Here is a 25,756-nt window from a genome sequence, read left to right on the forward strand (position 1 = left end):
GGCCGTGACGTGCGAGCGCGTACTACCCGCAGGACAGCCAGGTCCAGCCGATGCCGGCCACCGCGCGGATCTTCCAGCACCTGCGCGCCCGGGGCGTGACCGTCCTGCCGGGCACGGAGGTCACCGGATTCCTCCACGACGCCTGGGGCGCCGGAGGCGCCGGGGACGCCAGGGGCACCAGAGGTGCCGTCCGCGGCGTCCGCACGACCGCGTCGGCCGCTCCCGTGATCCACGCCCGCCATGTCGTCAACGCCGCAGGCATCTGGAGCGGGAGGCTCGGCGAACTGGCGGGCGCGCCGATCCCCGTCCTGCCCCGCCGAGGGTTCGTCCTGGTCACCGAACCGCTGACCCGGGTGGTCCGGCACAAGGTGTACACCGCCGAGTACGTCGCCAACGTGGCCGGCGGCGAAGCGGGCCTGGAGACCTCGGTGGTGGTCGAGGGCACGCGGGCCGGAACGGTCCTGACCGGCGCCGGCCGGGAACGGGTCGGCTTCGACCGTACGATGTCCCTGCCCGTGCTGCGCAAGCTCGCCGCACAGGCCCTCATCGTCTTTCCGCTCCTCGCCGAAGTGCGGCTGCTCCGGGCCTACATGGGGTTCCGCCCGGACCGATTCGAGGAGGCCACCGCATGAGCGACCAGCGGGCCGTCGTCCGCTTCACTTTCGACGGCGGACCGGTCGACGCCGAGGGCCGCGCCTGGATCACCGGTACCGCGCAGCACCACTACGACCCCGACGACCCCTTCCCCGAAGGCTTCGCACTCCGACCGCACCCCGGGGCCGGCCGGGGGCCCGCGTCACCGTCGCGGGCGTCCCGGGCCGGCCGGTCAGGTCACCAGGCGATGGGCAGCTCGTACAGACCGCTGAAGAACTCCTTCGACCGCCAGCGCAGTTCGTCCACCCCGACGGCGAGCCGCAGCTCCGGCCAGCGGGTGACCACCTGCTCCAGGGTCACCTGGAGCTCCAGCCGGGCGAGGTGCGCGCCCAGGCAGTAGTGGGCCCCGTGCCCGAAGCTGACATGGGGGTTGCCCGGACGGTCGAGGTCGACCTCGTCCGGCTCGGGGAAGACCCCCGGGTCCCGGTTGGCGGCGGTCGGGGAGACGATGACGGGCTCTCCCGCGCGGATCAGCACGCCGCCCAGCTCGATGTCCTCCATGGCGTAGCGGGGCAGGACCACCCCGTTGAGCAGCGGGACGAAGCGCAGCAGCTCCTCGACGGCCTTCGGGACGAGACCGAGGTCGGCGCGGAGCCGGGCCAGCATGTCGTCGCCGCTCTCCTGGTGGAGCAGCATGAGCGAGAAGAAGTTGCCGATCTGGTTGGTGGTCGTGACGAATCCGCCGATGAGGAGTTCGCCGAGGATGTCGATCAGTTCGCCCTCGGTGATGATCCCCTCCTCGTCGTGGCCCTGGACCAGAATGGTGAGCAGGTCGTCGGCCGGCTCCTGGCGGTGCGCCTCCACCCAGCGGCTCATATGGGCGTTGAAGATGCCGGCTTCCTCAAGGATCGTCTCGGGCGGGGTGCTGCCCGAGCACACGACGTCCGCCCAGTGCCGTACATGAACATGGTCGGCGTAGGGGATGCCCACCAGTTCGCAGATGATCGTCATGGGGAGCGGGAAGGCGTAGTCCTCGATCATGTCCGCGGGCGGGCCGATCTCCTCCATACGGTCGAGCAGCCCGTCGGCGGTCCGCCGGATCCGGTCCCGGAGGCGCTCGATCCGGCGCGCGGTGAACTCCTTGCTCAGCAGAGAGCGCATCCGGGAGTGGTCGTGGTCCGCGCTGGTGAGGAGACCGCCGCTGATCCGGGGCATCCGCTCGATGCGGGGATGGTCACGGTGGACGGCCTCACCGATGCTGAAGCGGGGATCGGAGAGGACGGCGCGGACGTCCTCGTGGCGGGTGGCCAGCCAGGAGTCCTCCCCGTAGGCCAGACGCACCCGGGCCAGGGGCTGGTCCCACAACCGCTGGTATCCGGGGTGCGGATCCAGACCGCCGAGGTTCCAGAAGGGGTAGGAGATCGGTTCGGGGCGCTGTGTGGATTGCTGTTGCTGCTGGGGAGACATGGGGGTGTCAGCCTTTCCTGGCGCGGTCCAACGTGTTGACGGGATTTACGGCCTACGGGCCTACGGGCACGACGACATGGGTGGGTGGTGGCGCGGTGTCGTCGATGGAGGCGGTGAAGTCGACGCCGTCGTCCCGGCAGATGAACTGCACGACCTGCCGTCCGGCGGCGGCGGCTCTGATCAGACCGCCCGTGGTGGCCCAGACGCCGGAGAGGTAGAAGTTCTCCAGTCCTGGCAGGGCGGGGCCGTGCTTCTTGACGAGTTCCTCCATCGTCTCGCCGCTCTCGACGAAGGGCTGCCAGCCGAGGACGGTCCCGTTGTAACTGCCCGTGTACCGGATCTGGGTGAGCGGGGTGGAGGTGTCCCGTACCGCGATCGAGTCGCGCAGCCCCGGATGGCGCTCCTCCAGGAAGTCGACGATCGTGTCCCGCACCCGGCGTTTGGCGGCCGAGTAGGGGCGGCCCCGCCGCACCGGCAGGGTGTGCAGCTCGCCGCCCCGGCGGGGCCGGCTGAACTGCTCGGGCCCCTCGCTCAGTTCACGCCAGGGCGCGACGTCGGAGAAGTACGTGGCGTAGATGACGGTCGTGTTGTCCGGCGACAGCTCGGGATAGAACCGGCTGCGGAACTGGACGTTGATGCTCGGATGGCGGATACCGGTCAGCTTGGAGGCCATCGACTCGTCCAGGAGATGGGTCGTGGTGGGTTCCCCCTCGGGGAAGCCCGCCCGCAGCCCCAGGAACACACTGACATAGCCGGGGAAGACCATGCCCGGCTCCTCGATGGTCTTGGTGAACAGCCGCCGGTAGTCGTCGTCGAGGTAGCGGCCTTCGAGGAGTTTCAGCAGGGTGGTGGGGCCGTCGCAGGCCGAGACGACGATGTCCGCGCGGTACTCCCGCCCGTCCACCAACCGCACGCCCACCGCGCGGTCGTTCTCGACGAGGATCCGCTCGACCTTCGCGTTGTACGTGATCTCGCCGCCCAGCCGCTCGTACCGGTCCGTGATGGAGCGGGCGAGCCCGAGCGAGCCGCCTTCCGGCACCCCGGCCGACTGGTTCGCCTGCGACGCCATCTGGAAGTAGAAGGGCAGCACAGGGAACCCGGGGTGCTTCTCCAGCAGGATGTAGTTGAACGCCTCGCGCAGCAGCGGGTCCTGGAACCGGGCCGAGTACTCCGTCATCAGGACGGACATCGACGTACGGAACAGATTGAGGTACGGGACGAAGCCGGCCAGCATCCGCCACCGCTCCCACCGGCCCATCAGCCCGACGGGCTTGAGGAACGGGTAGGAGGACAGGGCGGTACGGAACTTGCGCAGCCCCGCGCAGAACGACCGGATGTGGCGGGCGTCGGCCGGGGAGAGGGAGAGGAGATGGGCTTCGAGCCGGTCAGGGTCGGAGTAGAAGTACACCGCCCTGCCGTCCTGGCCGCGCACGATGTTGAAGACGTCGAAGTGGCGCATCTCCTTGCCCTGGAGGGCGCCCAGTTCGAGCCAGATCTGATGCATCTCGTTGCCGGGCCCGTTGCCCAGCAGCCAACTGATGCAGCAGTCGAAGGTGAAGTCGCCGCGGCCCCAGCCGGTGCAGCAGCCGCCCGGGATCTCGTGCATCTCGAAGACCTGGCTGCTGTAGCCGTTCATCTGCGCGTAGCAGCCGGTGGACAGGCCACCGAGCCCCCCACCGATGACGATCATGGATTTTCTGCGGGGTCGGGCAGGCGGCATGCCGTGCGCTCCTCGGTGTCCTCGTCGGCTTTCGTGTGCGGGGTCCCGCCGGTGGGGTGCGGTGGCGCTCACCGCACCCCCCGCTGTTCGAGCTGCGGCAGCTTGCCCAGCTTTCCCGGATGCCAGGGCTCCGTTCCGCCGCTCTCCCAGGCCCGGAACTCCAGGCCCAGCTCCTCGCAGATGTACTGCGTGACGAAGCGTCCGCTCGACGCGGCCTTGATCAGGCTCCCGCCTCCGAACCACTGCCCGGCCAGCGAGAAACCGCGCAGCCCCGGCAGCCGCATCCGGTCCTTGTTGATCAGTGCTGTGATCACGTCGTCGGCGTCGGTGAACGACTTCCAGGCGAGGATGGAGCCGCCCTGCACACCGGTGTACCGCTCGGTGGTCACGGGTGACGCCACATCGATGACCTCGATGGCCGGTCCGATGCCCGGGTGGTGCCGCTCCAGGAAGGCACGGACGAAGTCGGCCACCTCCTGCTTGCGCGCCCAGTACCCCTTGCGGTCCGTGCGCCGTAACTGCTTCCAGTAGGCGTAGTCGCTGAAGTACGTGCAGTGGACGACGGACTTGCCGGGCGGCGCGAAGCCGTCCGAGTACCGCGACCGGAGCTGGACGACCAGGCTCTTCTGGCTCACGCTCGGCAGGGCCGCGCAGTCCTCGTCGGACAGCAGATAGGTGGTGCTGTGCCGATCCCGGTCGTCGAACTCGCCCTTGACACCGACGAAGGCGGAGACGACCCCCGGGTAGAGCATCTCCGGGCGGTCCATCATCTCGCCGAAGAGGGTGTCGACCTTCGGGCTGGAGTACGCGCCGCCCAGCAGCTTGTTGATCGTGGTGTAGCCGTCGCAGGCGGCGACCACATGGTCGGCGTAGTGCCGCTCCCCGCCGCGCAGTTCCACCCCGATCGCCCGGTCGTTCTCGATCAGGACGCGCTCCACCCGCGTCCGGTAGTCGATCCGTCCGCCCAGCGAGGTGTACCGCTCCTCGACCGAGCGCGCCAGCCCCAGCGAGCCGCCCTGCGGGAAGCCGGCGTTGCTGTGGTGGGCGCTGGCCATGTTGAACAGATAGGGCAGGAGCGGGAAGACCTCATGGTCCTGGAAGAAGATGAACGGGAACGCCCGGCGCAGCAGCGGATCCTGGAACCGCTCCGTGAACCGCTCCATCCGGGTCGCCGCCGTACGCCAGAACAGCAGGAAGTCCGGCAGGACGATCCGCAGGGTGGCGAGCTTCTCGCGGGCCGACTGGAGCGGCGGCGGGGTGAGGAACGGATAGTGGTTGATGGCGATGAAGCGCCGCAGGTAGCGGCAGAAGGCGCGGATGGGCCGGGCGTCGGCCGGCGAGATCTCCAGGAGATGCGCCTCCAGCCGGTCGGGGTCGTTGTAGAACGTCACCGCCCGCCCGAACTCGTCGACGACGGTGTTGAACATCTCGAAGTTCGCGATGGTCTTGCCGTCGAGGGCGCCCAGCTCCCGCCACAACCGGTTGGCGTCGTTGTTCCGGCCGGTGCCGGTGAGCCATTCGATGCAGTAGTCGAAGACGTACCCCTGCCGGGACCATGCCGTGCAGCACCCTCCCGGCAGGACGTGCCGCTCGAAGATCCGGGTCTCGGCGCCGCTCATCTCGGCGTAGCAGCCGGTGGACAGGCCGCCGATGCCGGCGCCGATGACGATGATGCGGGGGCGGTCGCCCGGGGCCCGCTCACGCGGCTGCCAGACGGGGCGGTTCTCACGCGACATGGGACTCATCTCCGGCGAGGTCGGTGACTCCGGTCATGACGGCGAGGGTGAGTTCGGCGTTCCGCGCCAGGTACTTCTCGTCGAGCATCTCGGCATGCGTGCCGTGGCCGCGCAGCAGCTCCGTACGGCTGGTCGAGCTGCCGTGCCAGGTGCCGCGCTGTCCCGCCGCGTAGAACGCCGCCTTCCGCTCGTCGGAGATCACACTGACGGTCCCGGAGACCGTGCCGGTGTTGGGGGTACGGCCGCAGAAGTCCAGGTACTCCCTGGCCTGGGCGAGTGTCGCGTCGGCGACGCTCGTGGAGCCGGTGTGGCGGTGGAGATGGCCGCGCAGCTCGTTCTCGAACGCCTCGATGTGCTCGTCGGCGAGCGCGTGGGCCTCCAGGATGCGGTACGAGTCCATGATCACCACATGGGGGACCGCGCGCCCGCGCCCTTCGAGTTCCTTGGCGACCTCGAAGGCGAGATTGCCGCCGAGGGAGTACCCGAAGACGGGGCAGGGTCCGTCGGGACGGAGCGACTCGATGAGGTCCGCGTAGCGGATCACCTTGTCGTCGCCGTCGACATGGTTGAACGCGACGAGTTCGTGCTGGGGCAGGTGTTCGGCGAACCTCCGGTAGACCAGTCCGTGCCCGCCCGCCGGCGGGAAGCAGAACAGGGTCGGTCCCCGGCCGGTGTTGAAGGTCAGATACGGGCTGCCGCCGGAGATCTCGCCGGTGATGATGGACTCCACCGTCCGCGCCATGCCGTGCAGCGTCGTGACCTTGAAGAGCAGACTGACCGGGACGGTGATGTTGAACTCCGCCTGGAGCCGGTGGATCAGCTCGATCAGCTTGATGGAGCTGCCGCCCGACGCGAAGAAGTCGCTGCGCAGTCCGGCCTGTTCCAGGGAGAGCAGGGACTGCCAGTGGGCCGCCATCCGCTGCTCGTAGAGCGTGACCGGCGGCTCGTGGCTCTCCTCGTCGGACTCGGCCGGCGGCTCGGGCAGCGCGGCCACGTCGACCTTGCCGTTCGCGGTGAGCGGCAGCGCGTCCAGCGCGGTGAAGTGGGCCGGGATCAGATAGGTGGGCAGCCGTGTGGCGAGATGACGGCGCAACTCGCCCGCACCCGGCTCGGCCCCGGCCTCCGGGACGTAGTACGCGCACAGCACGGACTCGCCGCTGGCGTCGGCGCGGACCGTGACGACCGCCTGGCTCAGGGCGGGCAGGGACATCAGCAGGGATTCGATCTCGCCCGGTTCGATGCGGTGGCCCCGCACCTTGAGCTGGGCGTCGGCGCGGCCCAGGAGATGGATCAGGCCCCGGGCGTCCCGCCGGGCGAGGTCGCCCGTGCGGTAGAGCCGCTCGGGGGCCGCCCCCGGGCCGCGGCCCAGGGTCAGCTCCACGAAACGCTCCGCGGTCTGTCCGGGGTCGCCCGCGTAGTCGAGGGCGAGCCCCGCGCCGCCGACCCAGAGTTCGCCGGTGACACCGGGCGGCACGAGATCGCGGTTCTCGTCGAGGATGTGCAGGGAGCAGTTCGGCAGGGGCCTGCCGATCGGGACGAGCTGGTTGGGGGCGAGCCCGTCCGTGGGCCCCTCGAAGTACGCGCTGTCGATCGCGGCCTCCGTCAGGCCGTACGAGTTGATGACCCGGGTCCCCGGGCCGCACAGGGAGCGCAGCCGCTCGTACTCCTCGACCTTCCAGGCGTCGGAGCCGACGATCATCAGCCGCATGAAGTCGAGCCGGTGGTCTCCGTGGGCGCAGTGCTCCATGAGGGCACGGGCCACCGCCGGCACGAACTCCGCGCAGTCGACGCCCTCGTCGGTCATCGTCCCGTACAGCCGGGCGGTGTTGAGCAGCAGATCACGGCCGATCAGCACCAGCCGGCCGCCCGAGCACAGGGCTCGGACGAGATCCCCGGTGAACACGTCGAACGACACGCCCGCCATCTGGAGATGGACTCCGGGCGCCGTGTCGAGACCGTACTCCTCGTACCAGGCGGCGCGGACGGCGGCGAGGGCCCGGTGGCTGACGCGTACGGCCTTGGGGTGGCCCGTCGACCCCGAGGTGTGGATGACGTAGGCGGGCGCGTCCAGGTCGACGGGCGCCTCGTTCGTCTCCGGCACCGCGGCGTCCGCGAACCCGCCCGCCACTCCGGGGACATCGGTGAGCAGCGTGACACCCAGCGCCGCGAACCGCTCCCGCTCCCCGGCGCCGGTGACGAAGAGCGCCGCCCCCGCGTTCCGCGTCATGAGGGCGAGCCGGTCGGTGGGATGGCCGGGATCGAGCGGTAGATAGGCGGCGCCCGACTTGAGGACGGCGAGCAGGGCGACGATCAGCTCGGGCGACTTGTCGAGGCAGACCGCGACGACGTCCCCGCGACCGATGCCCCGCGCCCGCAGCGTGCCGGCCAGCAGCCCCGCCCCGTGCTCCAGCGCACCGTAGGTGAGATGCCGGGTCTCACCCGACTCGGACGGTACGGTGACCGCCACGGCCTCCGGCGTACGGGCCGCCGCCTCGGCGATCAGCCGGTGCACGGGCAGGTCGTGCGGCAGCGCCCGGCCCCGCGCGGCCGGCGCGCCCAGGATGCGGGAACGCTCCCGGGCGCCGAGCAGATCGAGACGGGCCACCGGCTCCTCGGCGGGAACGCTGGTGAGGGCGTCCAGGACATGGACGTAGTGGGCGGCCATCCGCTCCACGGTCTCGGCCAGGAAGATGTCGGTGTTGTACTTCAGGACGCAGTGGAAGCGCCGCTCCGCCTCGTCCTCGTACGCCGACAGTGTCAGGTCGAACTGGCCCTCTTCCTCGGGCAGTTCGATGTATTCGAGACGGTAGCCGTACTGCTCGGCGGCCACCTTGTGGGCCAGCAGGATGAACATCGCCTGGAAGACCGCCGACCGGCTCGGGTCGTGCTGGAGGCCCAGCTCGTCGACGAGCAGGACGAACGGGTACTCCTGGTTGTCGAGCCCGCCGAGAACGACCTGACGGACCTGCGCGAGGAGCGCCGCGACGGACGGGGCGCCCGACAGATCCGCGTACAGCGGCAGCGGGTTGACGAAGTAGCCGTAGACGGAGCCGAACTCCTCCTCCGTACGGCCGGTCACCGGCGAACCCACGATGATGTGGTCCTGGCCCGAGTAGCGGTGCAGCAGGACGTAGTAGGCGCTCAGCAGCACCATGTACACCGTGACGTCGTGCTCGCGCGCCAGGGCGTGCACGCGGGCGCTGAGATCGGTGTCGAGGACGAAGAACTCGGACGCGCCGTTGTGCGTCTGCACGGCGGGCCGCGGCCGGTCCGTGGGCAGGTCCAGTGCGGGCACCTCGGCGGGCAGACCGGCCCGCCAGTGGTCCAGCATGCGCCGCGCGTCGGGTGAGGCCAGGAAGCGGTTCTGCCAGTTCAGGAAGTCGAGGTACCTGGCCCGTACGGGCGGCAGCTCGACGGCGCCGCCCCGGCCGCCCAGTCCCTCGTAGAGGGCGAGCAGCTCCTCGATGAAGGTGAACGTGGAGATCGCGTCGGAGATGATGTGGTGGACGGCCTTCATCACGACCCAGCGCTCCGGACCGCGCTTGAACAGCCGGAACCGGACCAGCGGGTCGCACTCCAGGTCGTACGGACGCCGGTACTCGCGGACGATCATGTCGTGGATGTCGTCCCAGGCGCGGCCCTGGACGTCGAAGAGGGCCACGTCCGGGTCGTTCGCCGTCGAGATGCGCTGGACGGGCTGCCCGTCCTCCATGGTGAAGTTGGCCCGCAGCATCGGATGCCGCTCCACCAGCGTGCGGAACGCCGTGAACATCCGCTCCGGCTCGATCCTGGTCCTGATCTCGACGGCCCCGCCGATGTTGTACGCGAAGCCCTCGGGGTTGAGCTGTTTGAGGAACCACAGGGCCTTCTGGTTCTGCGTCAGCGGGTGGCGGGACTCGTCCTCGTGGATCTCCACCTCCGCCGCCGCGCCCGCCCCGTCCGCCACCTCCGCGACCAGGACGGCCGCCGCCTGGTGCAACTGCTCGCTCAGTTCGCCGGCGGGAGCGCCGCTGAGCAGCGCCACCAGGGGCAGGGCCACCCCGGTCTCGGCGTGCACCCGGGCACGCAGCTCCATCGCCAGGAGCGAGTCGAGACCGAGGGCGGCGAGGCTGCTCGTCCCGTCGATCCGGTCGGTGGGCACCCGCAGCACCGTCGAGGCCACCGCCGAGAAGCGCTCGGCGACGAGTTCGGCGCGGCGCTCCTCGTCCGCCGTACGGAACAGGTCGAGGAAGCTGCTGTGTTCGCCGTCGTCGGCGCCGCTCGCGGCGTCCGCGGCGAGTTCCGCGACGAGCGGCGGCGGCGACCCGTACCAGGCGAGGAAGACCTTCCAGTCGACCACCGTCGCCACCAGCAACTGGGCGCGGTCCTGGCCCAGTACACGCTCCAGAACGGCCATGCCCGCGTCGGGGGAGAGCGAACTCATGCCCCGGCTGGCACGGTAGTGCCGGACGAGCCCCAGCTCCTCGATCATCCCGGTCGCCCACGGGCCCCAGTCGACGGAGAGCGCGGGCAGCCCGCGGGAGCGGCGGTGGTGGGCCAGCGCGTCCAGGAAGGCGTTGCCCGCCGCGTAGTTGACCTGGCCCGCCGTGGTGAGCAGCGAGGCGATGGACGCGAAGAGGACGAAGTGCTCCAGCGGCTCGTGGCGCAGATGGCGGTGGAGCAGCCAGGCACCGGCGGCCTTGGGAGCGAGGACGGAGTCGAACGCGGTCCTGTCCATGGCGGGGACCAGGGTGTCCCTGACATGGCCGGCCAAATGGAACACACCGCGTACGGGCGGGGCGTCCTGGCCGCGGTAGGCGGTCAGCCACGCGGTCAGGGCCCGCTCGTCGGTGGCGTCCAGGCAGGCGTGGACCGGGTGGGCGCCCAGCGCCTCCAGCTCCTTGACGAAACGCGCGCCCCGGCCCGCCGCGGAGGCGGGGTCGAGCCCGCGCCAGGTGGCGCGGTCGGGCAGCGGCGTGCGGCCGACCAGGATGAGATGGCGGGCACCGCGCCGGACGAGATAACGGCACAGGAGTTGTCCCAGCGCGCCGAACGCGCCGGTGACGAGATAGGCGCCGTCCGGGCGCAGCCGTGGCGCGAGGGGCCGCTCGAGGTCCTGGGGGCGGGTGAGCCGGCAGGTGAGGCGGCGCTCGCCGCGCAGGGCGATCTCGTCGTCGTACGGGCCCTGCTGCGCGGCGGCGTGCAGCACCTCGTCCAGCACGGCCCGTGCCTCCCGCGCCAGGCTCCCGGCGGTGGCCGCCCGGTCGTCCGCGTCGGCGCCGTCCGCGTCCGTGTCGCCCGTGCCGCCCGGGGCCAGGTCGATCAGGGTGCCCCGGTGCGCGGTCAGCTCCTGATGGCGCAGCACCCGGCCGATCCCCCAGGCGGGTGCGCCCAGTGGTTCCACGGGATCGCCGGGCTCGACGGGCTGCGTACCGCGCGTGACGATGTGCAGGGCGGCGGGGGAGGCGGGTCGGCCCCGGTCCTCCTGGAGTGCCTGAGCCTCCTGGAGCGCCTGAGCGAGGGCGACCAGCGAGTACGCCCCGAGCGTGCTGTGCTCCTCCAGACGGGCACGCTCGCTGTCGTCCAGGGCCGGCAGGTCGAGATTCCACAAGTGGACGATCGTGTCGAGACCCGGGGCGTGCGCCGCACCGGCGGCCCGCCGCTCCGCCGCGTCCTCGGCCAGCTCGGCGAGAAGCCGGCGCAGATCGTCGGCGCGGCCGGGCACCACCGTCGAGGTGCCCGTGTCGAGCCCGGTGGCGTACGCCTCACCCGGGCGTACGAGATGGCAGTGCCCACCACGCGCGGTGACGAGCTCCGCCAGCGCGTCCGCGACCCCGCCGGGCGCGTCCGCGAAGAGCAGCCAGCGGCCCGGCACCGTGGAGTCGAGCGGCCCGGTGTCGACGGGGCTCTCGGTCCAGGTGGGTTCCGCGAGCCAGTTGTCGATCGTGCTGAGCGCCACACTGGTCGACGCCTGCTCGACATCGGCGGCCCGGAACCCGCCGATGCGTCCGAGCGGCAGACCGTCGTCTCCGTGGAGCGTGATGTCACCGACGAGTTCGCCGGCCGGCCGCCGCGTGACGGTGGCGTGCACCCACAGCGGCCGGTCGCCGACCGGGCCGGTACGCACCTCGTCGATGGAGAGCGGCAGCAGGATGCCCGTGGACCCGTCGGCCGCTCCGTCGCCGTCGTCGGCCGGACCGCCGTCCCCGAGTCCCGCGGTCAGCAGCGCCTGGAAGCAGGAGTCCAGCAGCACGGGGTGGAGATGGTGGCCCGCCGCGTCGTCACCGATCGCCTCGGGCGGGCGGATCCGCGCCAGCGCCTCGCCGGGGCCGGTCCACACCTCCTCGATGCCCTGGAACGCGGGCCCGTAGTGGTAGCCGAGTTCGCTCAGCGCCGCGTAGCAGGCCGGACCGTCGAGGCGGCGCTCGCCGCGCGCCCTGATCCCGTCGAGGTCCAGCGGTGCCGGGGGCGCGGCGCGGTGACCGGACCGGACCACGCCGCTCGCGTGGACGGCCCGCTCCTCACCGGGGCCCGACCCCGTCGCGACGGTGAAGGCGGCGCTCTCCGGCGAGAACGCGAGCTGTACGGTGCGCGACGCGTCGTCCGGGAGGAAGAGGGCCTTGCGGAACTCGACGGAGCCGAACGCGGCCTCCGTACCGCCCGTCAGCGCCCGTACCGCCTGGGCGGCCATCTCGATGTAGCCGGCGGCCGGGAACAGGGCCCGGCCCTGGATCCGGTGGTCGGCGAGGTAGGGGGCGCGCTCCACATCGAGCTCCACCTCCCACACCGGCTCCGTGGTGGCCAGCCGGCGGCCCAGCAGCGGATGGTCCAGCCGCCCGAGCCTGACCTGCGCCACGGCGTGCGGCTCGGTCCAGTACCGGTCGCGCTTCCACGGGTAGCGCGGCAACGGTACGGTCCTGCCCCCGGGCTGGAGCACGTCCCAGGCGATCTCGGTGCCCAGGTTGTGCAGCGCGGCGAGCGAGGCGGTGAACCGGGCCGGTTCGTCCTCCTCACGGCGGATCGACGGCAGCGTCACCACCTCCGCGCCGGGCTCGGCCGGCCTGCCCTCCAGGCACTCCTTGATCGCGTGGGAGAGCACGGGATGCGGGCCGATCTCCAGGAAGACACGGTGTCCTTCGTCGGCCAGGCGCTCGATCGCGGGCCGGAAGCGGACACGGTCGCGGACGTTGCTCCACCAGTAGTCCGCGTCGAGTTCCGTGCCGTACGCCCGCCCCTCCCGCCCCGTCAGATGGAGCGGGACCCGGGCGGGGCGCGGCTCGATCCCGGCGAGGCAGTCGAGCAGTTCGTCCTTGATCCGCTCCATGAGGGCGCTGTGGTACGGCACCCGGACGGAGAGGAGGCGGGCGAAGACCTGCTCCGCGCGCAGCTCCTCGGCGAGCGCGGTCAGGGCCGTCCCGTCCCCGGCCAGGGTGATGGAGGTGGGGCTGTTGACGGCGCCGACGGACACCAGGTCCCCGTACGGCAGGATCCGCCGCTCCGCCTCCTCCTCGGCGAGCCCCACGGCGAGCATCGTCCCCGTACCCGCCAGCCGCTGCTGGAGGCGGCTGCGGTGCACGATGATCCGCACCGCGTCGCGCAGGCTGTAGACCCCGGCCTCGTAGAACGCGGCGGCCTCGCCCGTGCTGTGGCCGACGATGGCGTCGGGGCGCACCCCGTGGGCGCGCCACAGGGCGGCCAGACCGATCTGTACGGCGAAGTTGGCGGGCTGGGCGAGCCAGGTCTCGGCCATCCGGGAGCTGCCCTCGTCCGCGTTCATCTCCTCGACGAGGGACCAGCCGGTGAGCGCGGCGATCTCGCGGTCGCAGCGCTCGACGGCCTCGCGGTAGACGGGCTGGGTGACGAACAACTCGCGGCCCATGCCCCACCACTGGGGTCCCATACCGGTGAACACCCAGGCCAGTCGCCGCTGCTGGGGATCGCGCCGGTGGCCGGTGACCACCCGGGGGTGGGCCTCGCCCCGCATCTGCGCGGAGAGCGCTTCGGCCAGGTCCTCGCGTGAGGTGTAGACGACGGAGAGCCGGGCGTCGTGGTGCTGGCGGCGGTGCGTGAGGGTGTGCCCGAGGTCGTCGAGGGAGACGGCCGGTCCACCGCCCGGGGCGGCGGTGGCCGTCAGCTCCCGGTGGATCTCCTCGGCCAGGACGGGCAGCGCGGCGGCGTCACGCGCGGTCAGCGGGAGGATGGTGCAGCGGGGGCGGTCCGCGGGGGGCGGCTCGGCGGCGGGGGAGGCGTGCGGCGCCTCCTCCAGCAGGACATGCGCGTTCGTGCCGCCGAAGCCGAACGAGTTGACGCCGGCGCGCGCCGGGCCCTCGTGCGCGGGCCACCGGGTGACCTGCGTCGGAATGGTGAACGGGGCGGCGGCGAGGTCGATCGCGGGGTTGATCCGCTCCAGGTTGATGTGCGGTGCGATCGTACGGTGCTTGATGCTGAGGGCGGTCTTGATGAGCCCGGCGATCCCGGCGGCGGACTCCGAGTGCCCGATGTTGGTCTTGACCGAACCGACGTAGCAGGCGGCCCCCGGCTCCCGGCCGACGGCCAGCGCCCGGGAGAGCGCGGCGGCCTCGATGGGGTCGCCGACCGGCGTGGAGGTGCCGTGGGCCTCCACGTACTGGAGGCTGCCCGGCGCGACCTGGGCCTCGGCGCAGACCCGCTCGATCAGGGTGACCTGGGCGTCGGCGCTGGGCACGGTGATGCCGTTGGTGCGGCCGTCCTGGTTGACCCCGCTGGCGGTGACCACGGCGTGGACGGGGTCACCGTCGCGTACCGCGTCCGTGAGGCGCTTCAGCGCGATGACACCGACGCCCTCGGCGCGTACGTAGCCGTCGGCGCCGGCGTCGAACGTACGGGAGCGGCCCTCGGGGGAGAGGAAACCGCCCTTGGTCTCGGCGATGGTGTACTGCGGCGTGAGATGCAGCAGCGTGCCGCCCGCCAGCGCGAGGGTGGACTCGCCGCGGCGCAGGCTCTCGCAGGCGAGGTGCACGGCGACCAGGGACGAACTGCACGCGGTGTCGATCGAGAGACTGGGGCCGCGGAAGTCGAAGCAGTGCGAGATCCGGTTCGACACCATCGTCATCATCGTGCCGGTCGCCGTGTGCGCGGCCAGGGTGTCGAACCGGAGGTCGGCGAACTGGAGGATCTTGTAGTCCAGGGTGAACGCGCCGATGAACACACCGACATCGCTCCCCGCCAGCTCGGCCGGCTTCTGGCCGCCGTCCTCCAGCGCCTCCCAGGACACCTCCAGCAGCTTCCGCTGCTGCGGGTCCATGTGTTCCGCCTCGCGGGGGCTGATGCCGAAGAAGGCGGGGTCGAACTCGTCGAAGCCGTCGATGTAACCGCCCCTGCCGCCCACCAGACGGCCCGGCTTGGCCTTGTCCCGGCTGCCGAGCGTCGTCACGTCGTACCGGTCGCGCGGCGTGGGTCTGATGCAGTCCTTCCCGTCGAGAAGGTTCTGCCAGAAGGTGCGGTGGTCACTGGCGCCGCCGGGGAAGCGGCAGCCGATGCCGATGATCGCGATCTTCTCAGGAGGCGTGGTGCGGAGCGATTCAGCCATGTCGGCTCCTTGGGTCGTCAACACGCAACGTGCGCGAAGGGCAGGCGCGGGCTTCCGTGCCTCCGTCGGCGGGACCGGCGGGGACCGGATGCGGTGCGCGTGAACGCGAAAGCGGATTGCGGGTGGTGTGGGGAGGGAGCGGTGCGGGAGAGGACGGAACGTGCGGGAAGAAGGGGAGAGGACGGTGCGAGGTGGGATGGACGGTGTGGGGAGGGCTCAGTCGGCGCTGCGGCCTGCCTTCGCCGGCCGGCGCACCGGGTGCACCAGGGTGGCGACGATCGCACCGGTCCCGGGGAAGGAGCGCGGGTCCACCAGGCCGACGGCGGCCGGCTCGCGCCCCGGCCGCCAGGTGAAGCTGCCGAACGCCCGGTCCCAGATGGACAGGTCGGAGCCGTAGTGCCCGGCCTCGGCCAGATCCGTGCTGTGGTGCAGCCGGTGCTGCTCGGGCCCCACGAACACATGGTTGAGCCGGCCGAGACCGACGGCGATGTTGGCGTGCACGAAGTACCCCTGCGCGATGACGAACAGGCCCGCGCCGAAGACGGCCGTCTCCGAGAACCCGACGATCGCCAGGGCCACTTGGACGAACGCCTGGGAGATGAAGACGTCGGCGATGTGGTTGACACCGTTGTTGGCGACATTCACCTTGTCGGGGACGTGGTGCACGCCGTGCAGCCGCCACAGCCACCGGTTGGTGTGCCCGAGCCGGTGCACGGTGTAGCCGGCCAGCGAGCCGAGCAGCAGGGCGAGGGGTATCTCGCCCCAGAGCGGCAGGAGGGGGTCAGCCGTCGCGAGGGCGCCCGCGGCGACCACCACCATCGACTGCGCCAGGGTGCCGCCCACCGTCGTGAGGACGAAGTACACGCCGTACCAGCGCCATTCGCGGCGGCTGGGGTGCCAGGCCCGCTCGTACGGGATGACCCGCTCCAGCGCCGCGAGGTAGCAGAGCAGGGACAGTTGGAAGGCGAACGTCACCAGGCCGGTGTCCCAGCCGTACCGCGTGGTCACGGCGAAGACCGCCCCGACCGAGAGCAGCAGAAGGGGGTGGCAGGTACGGGAGAGCAGCGCTTTCACCGTGGTGCGCGAAGCGACCCTGAACTCGGGCCGGCCCGCGCCGCTCACCGTTGAACCAGACATGTCGCACCCTTCGCTCATGGGGACGTGGGCAAGGAGCAGGCAGCACTTTCCCCTGGCACGTCACCGACCAGGGGCCACATAACAGCATGCGGTGGATCAACTACGGGCAGCAATATCGTCTGACCGGCGCGCGGGGGCTCGCGAGCCCAGTACGCCCTTGGCGCGCGCCCCCGGCGTAACCCCGGAGAGGGCCCCCTCCCGGCATGAACGTGCTCGTGGTGGGCCAGGCGGCTGTCCAGGCGTACCTGCCGAGGGGCGGCCTTCACCCGGAAGAGCAGCCGCTCGGGCGTTACATGACCGGCGCGCCGGGCAGGGGGCGGCGCCAACGCCCGGCGTGGTCCGTCCCGGTGCTGTGCGCCTCAGCGCGGCGCGTCGGACGCTGCGCGGCCCACCGACTCGACCAGGGGCAGCAACCGGTGCGGCACCCGTTCGCGCAACGCCATCTCCGTACGCGTACGGACCACACCCGGCAACTGGATCAGCCGCTGGACCACATCCTCCAGATGACCGTTGTCCCGCGCCACCACCCGCGTGAGCAGATCGCCCGCGCCCGTGATCGAGAACGCCTCGATGATCTCCGGGACCTCGGCGAGCGCGTCACCGACCTCGTCCAGATGCCCCTGCGTGACCTCGATATGGACGAAGGCGAGCACCGGATGGCCGAGGGCGGCGGGGGAGAGCCGGGGGCCGGTGCCCACGATCACACCGTCGCGCTCCAGCCGGTCCAGCCGGGCCTGCACGGTGCCTCGCGCGACCCCGAGGATCCGCGCGTACTCCCGCACGCTGGTGCGCGGCCGCTCGATGAGGAGCCGCAGAATGCGGGTGTCGAGGGTGTCCACCGACATGATCCTCCGGCCTCCCGCTGTGCTGTACGCCGCCCCGCTCGGTGACGACTGTACCGAGGGCCGGTCCCGACGCCGTATCGCCGGCCCGTCGCAACGGCGAGGAACCGAAAGGGAGCACGCCCCGCGCGTCGCGCCCGGCCGCCGGATCCCGCGTGATGAAAGATCTCGCCGGGGCGGAATGGCCGGAATGGGCGGCAGGGCCGGTGCGGCAGGGCCGGCCGGTACGGGGAGAGGCGGAGGAGCGTGTGAGGAGCGGCGTGAGGAAATCCGGTGTGCGAGCAAATCCGCGGCGCCCGCTGTGGGCCCTCTCCCTCCTCTCCCTCTGCGCGGTCCTCGGAGCGCTGGCCGCGCCGCCCCGGGCGCACGAGGCGGCGCCTTGCGAAAACGTCCTGGTGGGGGTCGCCCATCAGGACGACGACCTCCTCTTCGTCAATCCGGACATTCAGCGGACCCTTCACGCGGGATGCTCCGTCAGTACGGTCTATCTGACCGCCGGGGACGCCGGTCACCCCTTCGGGAAGAGCTACTACGTCAGGAGCCGGGAGGACGGCGTGCGCGCGGCGTACGCCAAGATGGCGGGCACCGAGGACCGTTGGACGAGGGACGATGTCGTCCTGGGCGACCGCAGACTCCTGTCGTACACCCTGGCCGACGGGGCGGACGTCCGGCTCACCTTCCTCCGGCTGCCCGACGGGCTGCCCCGGGGCAGCGGCACCACCACCAACCGGCATCAGAGCCTGCTCAGGCTCTTCCGCGGGGAGATCGGGACGATCAGGCCCGTGGACGCGGAACGCGCCTACACCGAGGGCGAGCTCGTGAGCACCCTGACGGGGCTGGCCGACCGGGAGAAGGTGCGGCGCGTCCGCACCCTGGACTACGACAACAACTCGTTCGGGCACCAGGGCACGCGAACCGCCGATCACAGCGACCACAGTGACCACGCGGTGGCGGGACGATATTTCAGAAGGGCCGCGTTCGACGCGGCGGACCGGCCCGCTGTGACGCCGTACCTCGGGTACAGCATGTCCCTCCTGCCGGTCAATCTGAGTCCGGCTCAGAAGAAACTGAAAGAAGCGGTGTTCGAGTCCTACTACCGGCACCGAGGGTGCGTGCCGAAGGAATGCCCCGCGTTCCTTCCGTACGGTCCCGGCTACCGGAACTGGGTGGGCAAGGAACACCGGAGAGCGCACCGGGCGCCCCGCCCCGGCGAGATCATGTCGGCGATCGCCACGACGAGGTCCGCCCGTACGGTGCAGCTCTGCCTCGCGGCGGGAGGCGGCGAGGAGGGGGCCGAGGGGTCCGCCGCGGTCGCGACGCGCGCGTGCGACGGCGCACGGGCCCAGTCGTGGACGTTCGACGACGGCGCGGTCCGGTCCGCGGTGGGCGGGCGCTGCCTCACCGCGCCGTACGGGAACTCCTCGACCCCCTCCCTGTCCCCGTGCGACGGTTCGCCGGGACAGCGGTGGTGGCGCGACGCCGGGGGGCGGATCGGCTCCCGGGGAGGCTGTCTGTCCCAGGACGACATGGTGAACCTGCGCCCCCGGCTCCGCGTGGCGCGGTGTGCTCCGTACCGCCCGGAGGTGCGCTGGTACGGATGAGCCCGTACGGGTGTTCCTATTTTTTCGACGGAAACCGCGTGGAAGCCTCTCTTCCGCCGAAAACCGTCGCTAGTGTCCAGCGCATGACAGATTTAGGACAGACACGCACACGAAGAATGCTGATCACGGTCGTGGGGGCCACCGCGGCCGTGACGCTCGGAGTCGGCGGAGCGATCGCGGCGGGGTCGGGGGAGGGCCGCGCCGCGAACGTCGGTACGACGGTGGGTCCGGCGGCCGACGAGACGGTCAGCCCCGAATCGGACGGCAACACCTCGGACGGCAACAACACGTCGGACGGCAACACCTCGGACGGCGGCAGCGTGAGCGGCTCCGGAGGCACCGATCCCAGCCCGGAGGAGCCGGGCGGCTCCCCCTCGCCGGAACCCACGAGCGGCCCCGGCGGCGACCCCACGTACGGTCCCGGCGACCCCACGGACGACCCCAGTGGTTCTCCCAGCGCCCCGGCGGACCTCGAAGACCTCTCCAGGCGCATCGACGAACTCGACAAGAAGGTCGACCGGCTGCCCACGAAGAAGGAACTGGCCGACGCGCTCCGCGCCTTCGCCGACCAACTGGACACCCAGGGCTGACGGCCCCCGGCGTCCGTACGCCTCCCCTGGCGGCAGGTCGGGGCCGACCGCCGACAGGGTGCTCCACCGCTGGTGGGGCGGCAGGTCGGACGGTGGACGACAGCGGATCGCCGCCCCGCCCCGCTCTCTTCCCCGCCCCTTCGTCCCCCTGGTCCGTTGGTCCCAACTGGCTGACAGAAAGGTGCATCGACTGGACCAATGGCACAGTGACTCGGACATGTGTTGAGCCAGCACTCCACCAGGTGCTTGTCTGTGCTCCTGTGAAAAGCATGTTCGTGGCCCCGGACCCGGGGCGTCTCCGGCTCAGGAACGCGCTGCGCGCCGTCCTCGGCATCGCCCTCGCCGTCGCGGTGTCCGAGACGGCCGGGCTCCCGCTGACCGCGTCGATCCTCGGCGGCCTGGCGGCGCTGCTCGCGCTCTTCACCGTCCTCGACCCGACCGTCCGCGCCCAGCGCGTGACGACCGCGCTGCTGCCCGTCGTCGGCCTCCCGGTCCTCGCCCTGGCCACGGTCCTGCACGGGGCGCCCCTCGCCCGCGACGTGGCCTTTCTCGCCGTCGTCCTCGCCGGGGTCTACGTCCGGCGCTGGGGCCCGCGCGGCCACGCGCTCGGCATCTTCGCCTTCATGAACTTCTTCGGCGCCCAGTTCCTGCACGCCGTCCCCGGCCAACTGCCCGAACTGGCCGCCGCCACCGCGCTGGCCCTGCTCATGGCGGGCGCGGTCCGCTTCGTCCTGTGGCCCATCGAGCGGCGCACCCCGCCCGCCGCCGTCCCGCCGGCGCCCGCCGGTACGGGGCTCGCGCGGCCCACCACCCGGCAGGCGCTCCAGTCCACCGCCGCCTGCGCGTTCGCCCTCGTCATCGGCCAGGCGCTCTCCGACGACCGCTGGTACTGGGCCGTGGGCACCGTCTGGTGGATCTTCGTCAACACCGCCTCGCGCGGCGAGACCCTGGTCCGCGGCTTCCGGCGGGTCCTCGGCACGGTGATCGGCCTCGTCGTCGGCCTGCTGGTCGCCGTCCCGCTGCACGGCGCCCCCGTACCCACGGCCGCGCTCGTCGCGGTCTGCGTCTTCGGCATCTTCTACACGGCCCAGGTCTCCTACAGTTGGATGGTCCTGGCGGTGACCGTGATGGCCGGGCTGCTGTACGGGCTGCTCGGCGTCCTCGACCCCGGCCTGCTCGCCCTGCGTCTCGCCGAGACCGGCGCGGGAGCCCTCGGCGCGGCGCTCGCCGTCGTCCTCGTGCTGCCCGTCACCGTCCACGCCACCACCGACGCCTGGATCCGGCGCGCCCTGCACAGCGTCCACGCCTGTACGGCCGAGGCCGCCCGCCGGCTCGCCGGGGACGCGGCGGCCGACCCGGCGCCGTACGCCGCCGAACTGGAGCTGCTGCTCGGCCGCGTACGGATGTCCCTCGCCCCGCTCGTCCATCCGCTCAGCCCGCTGCGGGCACGCAAGGCCCGCGCCCGGCAGGTGCTCGGCCTGCTCGACGACTGCGCGCGCGAGGTACGGGGGTTCGCCGCCGTGGCCGCCGATCCGGCCGCCTCGCACGACGCCCGGCTGGCCGCCGCCTGTGACCGGATCGAGGCCGCCGTACACGAACTGGTGGCCCCCGGAACGGAGTTCGCCCTTCCTGGGGCGGCCCCGCTCGCCTTCCCGCACCTGTCCCACCACCCCGGCGCCGAACGCGCGCTGGCCCATCTGCACGGCCTGGAGCGGGCGCTCACGGGGCTCTCCGCGCCCCTGCGCACCTCACCGCGCGCCCCGCTCGTACCCGCCTGATCCACCCGGAAGGGCGGACCGGCGCCGGGATCCGGCCAGGACGGCCTGCTACGGTTCGGCCGGACGATCGGCGGGGCGTCCGGGCGGTCCGGTTCGGCCGGACGACCGGAAGGCCGGGCCGCGGGGCGGGACGAGAGGGCACACACGGTGGGTGGCGACAGCGGCGGACGCGACCGCGGACGGGCCTTCATCGGGTCGTTCACCTCGGCAGGGGGCCTCGGCGTCATCGCCGCCGCCGTGGACGCGCGGACCGGGGCGCTGACGGCGCGCGGCGCGACGGACGCCGTGGCGGATCCCTCCTGCCTCGCGCTCTCACCGGACGGCACCGTGCTCTACGCCGTCTCCGAGACCGAGGAGGGCGCCGTGGCCGCCTTCCGCACCCCGGACACCGACGCCGCGGAGCACGCGGCGCCGCGCCTCCTCGCGGACCCCGTGCCGGTCGGCGGCTCCGCCCCCACCCATCTCACCCTCGTCGCCGGGCATCTCCTCACGGCCAACTACGGCTGTGGCAGCGTCTCCGTCCTGCCCGTCGCCGCCGACGGACGCCCGGGTCCCGTCACCGGGCTGCTCCGGCACAGGGGCGCCGGGCCGCACCCGGACCGGCAGCGCGGACCGCACGCCCACCAGGTCGTGGCGGCCCCCGGCGGACGCTGGATCCTCAGCACCGACCTGGGCACCGACACCGTACGGATCTGCACCCTCGACACCGACGCAGGCGAGCTGGTCCCGTACGGCGAGACCGCGCTGCGCCCCGGCACCGGCCCCCGCCACCTCGCCTTCCATCCGGCGGGCGGCCATGTCTACGTACTGGGCGAGCTGGAGCCGGTGCTCACGGTCTGCCGCTGGGACCCGGCGAACGGCGTGCTCGAACCGGTCGGTGAAGCGGCCGTCCTGCCCGACGGCGTGGGCGGCGGGAACTATCCCTCCGAGGTGGTCGTGGCACCGGACGGACGGTTCCTCTGGGTCGCCAACCGGGGCCACGACAGCATCGCGGTCCTCGCCGTCGACCCGACGTACGAGAAGCCGGAACTCGTCACCACCGTGCCGTGCGGCGGGCACTGGCCGCGCGATCTCGTGCTGGACCCGACGAGCCGCAGGCTGTACGCCGCGAACGAGCGCTCCGGCGACGTGACCTGGTTCGACATCGACCCGGCCACCGGCGTCCCGGCCCTGGCCGGCGCCCTGGAGGCGCCCGCCGCCTCCTGCGTGATCTTCGGCTGAGGCCCTGAGCGGCTCTGGACGGCTCTGCACGGCCCCGAGCCGTTTCCCCCGCTCGCCGCACGCACGGAAGGGCCCGCCCCGGAGCGATCCGGTGCGGGCCCTTTCCACACGTACGGGCGCGAGAACGGAGCCTGGGTCCGTACGCGGGCGCGTGTCAGTGCGCGTGCGTCCCCTGCGGCTGCGGGGTGATGCCCAGCGTGGTGGCGTACTTCGACAGCACCAGCTTGCCGATGGCCGGGTACGCGCCGAGCGGCTCGGCCGTGGCGCAGTCGGCCTCCTTGACGGCCGCGTCGAGCAGACCCGCGGGCAGCTCGGGACCGACCAGGTACGGCGCGAGCGCGAGCTGCGTCGAACCCGACTCACGGAGCTGCTCGGCGATCGCGGCGACGGAGCCCTCCGTGTCGAGCGCGGCGGCCATCACCGGTACGGCGAGCCGCGCGGCCAGCAGCATTCCGGTGATCCCCGCGGTCTGGACCGCCTCCTCGCCGCCCACCGTGGCCAGGATGATCCCGTCGGCCGCCGTGGCGACCGTGAAGAGCCTGGCGCGGTCGGCGCGGGCCAGACCGGCCTCGGAGAGGCGTACGTGCAGGCCCTCGGCGAGCAGCGGGTGCGGGCCGAGGACATCGGTCAGCTCCGCGTCGGCGCCGCTGTCCGCCACGGCCTCGCCCATCCGCTCGATCAGCGCGCCCTCCGGGCCCGCCAGCAGCGGTACGACCACGGCGGTGGGGCCCTTGGGCTCCGCGACCTCACGGCCGACGGCCTTGGCCATCTCGTAGCGCTCCGTGCGGAGCGCGGCGGTTCCGGCCAGTACGGCCTGGAGCGTCGGGTACTCGGTGTCGTCGCCGTCCAGGTAGCCGATGTAGGCGTCGAGGCCGGGAAGCTCGGAACGGGCGATGCTGACGACCTCTTCGGCCAGCCCGCGGACGGCGCTGGACGGGGGTCCGGGAACGGCGAGAACCAGCGCGGGCGCACCTTCGGGGGCCGCGACCGGTTCGGGACGGCGGTGGCGCCCCGACTGGCGGGGTCGCGGCATTCGTACAGGCAGGCCGGATGCGGGCCCAGTGGGGGTGCTCATGGCGTCGAATGCTACTGGTTTTGTGGGCGCGGCTGTTCGGGGAGGGGGCGGCTGCGAGCCATCTGTCCTTATATATCCGTTAGGTATTTTTCAGCTCATCTGTGCTGTTCTGTCGAGACGTTCAGCAGGCGCGGTTCGTACGGCAGCCGGAGCGAGCCGGTGGCGAGCGCCGCGGCGATGAGCAGCGCCCCACCCAGCGGATCCGTGGCCGCGGAGACCGCCGTGGCATGCGGGAGACGGGCGGACAGCTCGGCGCGCAACGGGCCGAGGAGCGGTTCGCCGAGCTTGAACAGACCACCCGTGAGGGCGACTTCACATTCACCCGATGGTGGGCAGACGGCCACGGCGGCGTCCGCGATGTGCTCCGCCGCCTGCGCGAGGATCGACCGTGCGACCGGATCGTCGGCCGCGTGACGGGCCACTTCCGGAGCGAACGAGGCGAGCACCGCCGGCCGGTCGGAGCGGGGATAGAGCAGTCCGGGAAGGTCGCCCGCCGGACCGAAAAATGTTTCCATGCCGGCCAGGAGTGCGGCCGATCCACCGCGCCGCCCGTCGTGCGCCCGCAGAGCGGCCTCCAGTCCCGCGCGGCCGATCCAGGCGCCCGAGCCGCAGTCGCCGAGGAGATGGCCCCAGCCGTCCGCGCGGTGCCAGCCCGCCGGTGTCATGCCGAGCGCGATCATGCCCGTACCCGCGGCGACGACGGCGCCCGGGCGCTGGCCGAGCGCGCCCGCGTACGCGGTGACCGCGTCGGCGGCGAGCGCGAGGCGCCGTACCCCGAGGGAGCGCTCCAGCGCGGCGGGCAGTGCGGTGCGGAGCCCGTCGCCGAGCGTCGCCATCCCGGCGGCGCCGACCGCGACCGCCGACAGGCCCTGCGTACCGGCCGCCGCGCCCGCCTCGGCCAGCAGTGTCCGCGCGGCGGGCAGCAGCAGGGCGAGGAACCGCTCCGGGTCGATGCCCGCGGGTCCCGTACGCACCGGCTCGGTGGAGTGGGCGGACGAGACGGCCGTGACCGCCCCGCCCGGCTCCGCGGCGCCGAGCGCGAACCGTACGCCCGAGCCGCCCGAGTCGACGCCCAGGACCCAGCTCACCCGGGCTCCCGGCTCATCGCCCGCGCCGGCGCGCGGCGGTCGCCGGCCGGCTCACGGCAGTTGCCAGTCGACCGGCTGCGCTCCCTGGCCGATCAGCAGGTCGTTGGCCCGGCTGAACGGCCGTGAGCCGAAGAAGCCGCGGTCCGCCGACATGGGGGAGGGGTGGGCCGACTCGATCGCCGGGTGGTCGCCGAGCAGCGGACGGAGGTTACGGGCGTCGCGCCCCCACAGGATGGACACGAGCGGCTTGCCGCGGGCGACCAGCGCGCGGATCGCCTGCTCGGTCACCTCTTCCCAGCCCTTGCCGCGGTGCGCGGCGGGCTTGCGGGGCGCCGTGGTGAGCGCCCTGTTGAGCAGCAGGACCCCCTGCCGTGTCCAGGGCGTGAGATCGCCGTTGGACGGGCGCGGATGCCCCAGGTCCGTGTGCATCTCGCGGAAGATGTTGTCCAGGCTGCCCGGTACGGGGCGCACCTCGGGCGCCACCGAGAAGCTCAGGCCCACCGCGTGCCCCGGCGTCGGATAGGGGTCCTGTCCGACGATCAGCACCCTCACCTCGTCGAAGGGCTGCTGAAAGGCGCGGAGGACATGGGGCCCGGCGGGCAGATAGGTGCGCCCGGCACCGATCTCCGCCCGCAGGAAGTCACCCATCTCGGCGATGCGCCCGGCCGCCGGGGCCAGTGCGTCGGCCCAGCCGGGCTCTACGATTTCGTTCAACGGTCGTGCTGCCACGGGGCGTCACTCTACCCGTCAGGTTCCCGGGGCCGGGTCTCCCGCGTGAGGTTCCGTTCCGTCCGCCGTCAGGTTCCGTTCCATCAGTACGGTGTCGATCCACCGCCCGTGCTTGTACCCGACCTCCGTCAGCCGCCCTGCGTGCGTGAAGCCGAACCGCCGGTGCAGGGCGGCCGACGTGTCCTGGCCGGTGTCCGCGATGACGGCGACCATCCGGCGCCGGCCCGCCCGCGCGCACCGTTCCACGAGAGCCCCCAGCAGTGCGCCGCCCAGGCCCTTGCCGGTGTGGCCGGGGGAGAGGTAGATCGTGTCCTCGACGGTGTTCCGGTAGGCGGGCCTGGGGCGCCAGGGGCTCGCGTACGCGTATCCGGCCACCTCGCCGGCCACCTCGGCGATCAGGAACGGATCGTTCCGGGAGGCGAAGTCCTGGAGGCGCCGCAGCCAGTCGTCGGCGGTCGGCGGCACCTCCTCGAACGTGATCACGCTGTGGAGGACGTAGTGGGCACAGATACCCGCCACGGCGGGAAGATCCGCGGGCGTGGCCGGCCGGACGACGGTCTGCGGAGCCGGTGCTCCCATGGCTCGTTCTCCTTGCTCGCGGACGGCCCGGCCGGGCCGCCCGGCCGGCCCG

15 protein-coding genes are annotated in these 25,756 nt (G+C 72.2%); 5 read left to right on the plus strand and 10 right to left on the minus strand.

All coding sequences use genetic code 11. The features are described from left to right. Positions 1–50 precede the first annotated feature (50 nt). Positions 51–632: an NAD(P)/FAD-dependent oxidoreductase gene (locus tag ACIBJC_RS05420; RefSeq protein WP_399288231.1), complete on the plus strand. Its 582-nt coding sequence runs from the start codon at positions 51–53 to the stop codon at positions 630–632. 199 nt (positions 633–831) lie between these two features. Here the strand turns inward: ACIBJC_RS05420 and ACIBJC_RS05425 are convergent, their stop codons facing one another. From ACIBJC_RS05425 to ACIBJC_RS05450, 6 genes are all read right to left on the minus strand, one after another. Further along, on the minus strand, positions 832–2,061 hold the full coding sequence (locus ACIBJC_RS05425) for a cytochrome P450 (RefSeq protein WP_399288233.1): 1,230 nt from the start codon (positions 2,059–2,061) through the stop codon (positions 832–834). A gap of 52 nt (positions 2,062–2,113) precedes the next feature. Further along, entirely contained in the window at positions 2,114–3,751 is a 1,638-nt protein-coding gene (locus ACIBJC_RS05430) for a phytoene desaturase family protein (protein WP_399289768.1), read from the minus strand. Between the two features lie 98 nt (positions 3,752–3,849). Further along, complete coding sequence (locus ACIBJC_RS05435) at positions 3,850–5,517, minus strand: phytoene desaturase family protein (RefSeq protein ID WP_399288236.1); 1,668 nt, start codon at positions 5,515–5,517, stop codon at positions 3,850–3,852. Beyond that, complete coding sequence (locus ACIBJC_RS05440; RefSeq protein WP_399288239.1) at positions 5,507–15,064, minus strand: amino acid adenylation domain-containing protein; 9,558 nt, start codon at positions 15,062–15,064, stop codon at positions 5,507–5,509. The genes ACIBJC_RS05435 and ACIBJC_RS05440 overlap by 11 nt, the downstream gene beginning before the upstream one ends. A gap of 216 nt (positions 15,065–15,280) precedes the next feature. Continuing rightward, a complete protein-coding gene (locus ACIBJC_RS05445; RefSeq protein ID WP_399288242.1) occupies positions 15,281–16,201 on the minus strand; it encodes a sterol desaturase family protein in 921 nt (306 codons plus the stop codon). Positions 16,202–16,560: 359 nt separating this feature from the next. Continuing rightward, positions 16,561–17,046, minus strand: coding sequence for an Lrp/AsnC family transcriptional regulator (locus ACIBJC_RS05450; RefSeq protein WP_399288245.1), 486 nt, complete (start codon positions 17,044–17,046; stop codon positions 16,561–16,563). A gap of 272 nt (positions 17,047–17,318) precedes the next feature. Between ACIBJC_RS05450 and ACIBJC_RS05455 the strand changes: the two genes are divergently transcribed. The 4 genes from ACIBJC_RS05455 to ACIBJC_RS05470 all read left to right on the plus strand — a co-directional run bounded on the left by ACIBJC_RS05455 (position 17,319) and on the right by ACIBJC_RS05470 (position 22,233). Next, complete coding sequence (locus ACIBJC_RS05455; RefSeq protein WP_399288248.1) at positions 17,319–18,644, plus strand: ricin-type beta-trefoil lectin domain protein; 1,326 nt, start codon at positions 17,319–17,321, stop codon at positions 18,642–18,644. Positions 18,645–18,760: 116 nt separating this feature from the next. Further along, positions 18,761–19,234: a hypothetical protein gene (locus tag ACIBJC_RS05460; RefSeq protein ID WP_399288251.1), complete on the plus strand. Its 474-nt coding sequence runs from the start codon at positions 18,761–18,763 to the stop codon at positions 19,232–19,234. Positions 19,235–19,503: 269 nt separating this feature from the next. After that, positions 19,504–21,012, plus strand: coding sequence for an FUSC family protein (locus tag ACIBJC_RS05465; RefSeq protein ID WP_399288255.1), 1,509 nt, complete (start codon positions 19,504–19,506; stop codon positions 21,010–21,012). A 147-nt stretch (positions 21,013–21,159) separates the two neighbouring features. Further along, the gene (locus tag ACIBJC_RS05470; protein ID WP_399288257.1) at positions 21,160–22,233 is read left to right on the plus strand and encodes a lactonase family protein; all 1,074 of its coding nucleotides are present in this window, start codon (positions 21,160–21,162) and stop codon (positions 22,231–22,233) included. 154 nt (positions 22,234–22,387) lie between these two features. On the opposite strand, the gene ACIBJC_RS05475 is transcribed toward ACIBJC_RS05470, so the two are convergent. From ACIBJC_RS05475 to ACIBJC_RS05490, 4 genes are all read right to left on the minus strand, one after another. Continuing rightward, on the minus strand, positions 22,388–23,308 hold the full coding sequence (locus tag ACIBJC_RS05475; protein ID WP_399288260.1) for a sirohydrochlorin chelatase: 921 nt from the start codon (positions 23,306–23,308) through the stop codon (positions 22,388–22,390). A gap of 95 nt (positions 23,309–23,403) precedes the next feature. Further along, positions 23,404–24,396 carry an N-acetylglucosamine kinase gene (locus ACIBJC_RS05480; protein ID WP_399288262.1) on the minus strand — a complete coding sequence of 331 codons (993 nt, stop codon included), beginning with the start codon at positions 24,394–24,396 and terminating at the stop codon, positions 23,404–23,406. 51 nt (positions 24,397–24,447) lie between these two features. After that, positions 24,448–25,125, minus strand: coding sequence for a uracil-DNA glycosylase (locus ACIBJC_RS05485; RefSeq protein ID WP_329825626.1), 678 nt, complete (start codon positions 25,123–25,125; stop codon positions 24,448–24,450). 18 nt (positions 25,126–25,143) lie between these two features. Further along, positions 25,144–25,704: a GNAT family N-acetyltransferase gene (locus ACIBJC_RS05490; RefSeq protein WP_399288266.1), complete on the minus strand. Its 561-nt coding sequence runs from the start codon at positions 25,702–25,704 to the stop codon at positions 25,144–25,146. Positions 25,705–25,756: the final 52 nt, after the last annotated feature.

Source organism: Streptomyces sp. NPDC050509 (assembly GCF_044457965.1).
In the GTDB taxonomy this organism is placed as follows: Bacteria; Actinomycetota; Actinomycetes; order Streptomycetales; family Streptomycetaceae; genus Streptomyces.

What these genes read in the sequence shown, in the direction of transcription:
- ACIBJC_RS05420 (WP_399288231.1), top strand. Translation starts at nt 51, where the DNA reads ATGCCGGCCACCGCGCGGATCTTCCAGCACCTGCGCGCCCGGGGCGTG.
- ACIBJC_RS05425 (WP_399288233.1), bottom strand. Translation starts at nt 2,061, where the DNA reads ATGTCTCCCCAGCAGCAACAGCAATCCACACAGCGCCCCGAACCGATC.
- ACIBJC_RS05430 (WP_399289768.1), bottom strand. Translation starts at nt 3,751, where the DNA reads ATGATCGTCATCGGTGGGGGGCTCGGTGGCCTGTCCACCGGCTGCTAC.
- ACIBJC_RS05435 (WP_399288236.1), bottom strand. Translation starts at nt 5,517, where the DNA reads ATGTCGCGTGAGAACCGCCCCGTCTGGCAGCCGCGTGAGCGGGCCCCG.
- ACIBJC_RS05440 (WP_399288239.1), bottom strand. Translation starts at nt 15,064, where the DNA reads ATGGCTGAATCGCTCCGCACCACGCCTCCTGAGAAGATCGCGATCATC.
- ACIBJC_RS05445 (WP_399288242.1), bottom strand. Translation starts at nt 16,201, where the DNA reads ATGTCTGGTTCAACGGTGAGCGGCGCGGGCCGGCCCGAGTTCAGGGTC.
- ACIBJC_RS05450 (WP_399288245.1), bottom strand. Translation starts at nt 17,046, where the DNA reads ATGTCGGTGGACACCCTCGACACCCGCATTCTGCGGCTCCTCATCGAG.
- ACIBJC_RS05460 (WP_399288251.1), top strand. Translation starts at nt 18,761, where the DNA reads ATGCTGATCACGGTCGTGGGGGCCACCGCGGCCGTGACGCTCGGAGTC.
- ACIBJC_RS05465 (WP_399288255.1), top strand. Translation starts at nt 19,504, where the DNA reads ATGTTCGTGGCCCCGGACCCGGGGCGTCTCCGGCTCAGGAACGCGCTG.
- ACIBJC_RS05475 (WP_399288260.1), bottom strand. Translation starts at nt 23,308, where the DNA reads ATGAGCACCCCCACTGGGCCCGCATCCGGCCTGCCTGTACGAATGCCG.
- ACIBJC_RS05490 (WP_399288266.1), bottom strand. Translation starts at nt 25,704, where the DNA reads ATGGGAGCACCGGCTCCGCAGACCGTCGTCCGGCCGGCCACGCCCGCG.